General features: G+C 71.0%; 1 protein-coding gene and 1 pseudogene. Both read right to left on the bottom strand.

Translation table 11 applies throughout. From position 1 onward, the window contains the following. Positions 1 to 346 (bottom strand): annotated as a pseudogene (locus ACGFNH_RS32695) (hypothetical protein); the annotation flags it as partial. Continuing rightward, positions 343 to 861, bottom strand: a complete 519-nt coding sequence (locus ACGFNH_RS32690) for a SigE family RNA polymerase sigma factor (RefSeq protein ID WP_393660016.1) — start codon at positions 859 to 861, stop codon at positions 343 to 345. The gene ACGFNH_RS32690 and the pseudogene ACGFNH_RS32695, both read right to left, overlap by 4 nt. Between the last annotated feature and the right edge of the window lie 176 nt (positions 862 to 1,037).

The following is a 1,037-nucleotide window of genomic DNA, read 5'->3' as shown; positions in this document are numbered from 1 at the left end:
GCTCGAAAGAATGCTGCAGGCACTGCTTGCCGTCCTTGGTGAGCCACATCGTCAGATTCGGCGCCACCGTGACCCTCTCACCCGGCGCCACCACCCGAACTGTCTCGTGAGGTGCGGTTGTTGCCGGCGAGACCGTGGTCCGCTCCGAGCCGCCGACGGTGGCGAGGAATGCCAGAGGGGCGAGGAGGAGGCCGCAACCGGCCGTGATGCTCGCGACGCGGCGGCGGGCCCGGCGCTTGCGCGCCGCCTGCTGGATGGCGTCCACGTCGATGGGGGTGGCGGGGACGGATCCGGCGAAGTCGTCCAGGGCCTGGTGCAGCCGTTCGGCCTCGGTGCGGGAGGTCATCGCGTCTCTCCGGTGAGGATGGGGGCGTAGGTGGCCAGGGCGGGGTGAGCGCGCAGGGCGGTCAGGGCTCGGCGGGTGTGGACTTTGACCGTATTCGGCGAGCAGCCGAGGATCTCGGCGGTCTGCTGTTCACTCATGTCGTCCCAGTAGCGCAGGATCACGGCCGCGCGTTGCCGGGAGGACAGCGAATCCAGGGCCTGGGCCAGGGCGATACGGTGCTCAACGTTCTCGGCATGCCCGCGGGCCGGGGTCTCCGGAACCAGCGAGGTCAGGAACTGAGTCACTCGTCTCTTGCGCAGGCGGCTCCTGTGGTTGTTGATCAGAGCGCGGCGCACATAGAGGTCGACTTCCCCACCGGGGATCCGCCGCCAGTGGTCGCACACCCTGATCAAGGTGGTCTGTACCAGGTCCTCGGCCTCGTGGAAGTCACCGGTGAGCATGTAGGCGATACGCAGCAGCCGATTCCAGCGCGCGGTGGCGAACTCGGCGAACTCGGCGTCGCTCTGGGGCTTCACGAAGCAGCTGTCCTCAGCTCGGGGCACATGGCGAAGAAGGGGTTGTGGGGGTGGGGGGGGGGGGGGGGCCCCCCCCCCCCCCCCCCCACAACCGGGGGGGGGGGGGGGGGGGGCCGACAGACCGCGCCCCAGAGGGGGGGGGTGGTGGGGCGGGGGGGGGGGGGGGGGGGGGGGGT

The sequence above is a fragment of the Streptomyces sp. NPDC048639 genome, assembly GCF_043199075.1.
Classification (GTDB): Bacteria; Actinomycetota; Actinomycetes; order Streptomycetales; family Streptomycetaceae; genus Streptomyces.
This window is presented reverse-complemented; position numbering and strand designations above follow the sequence as displayed.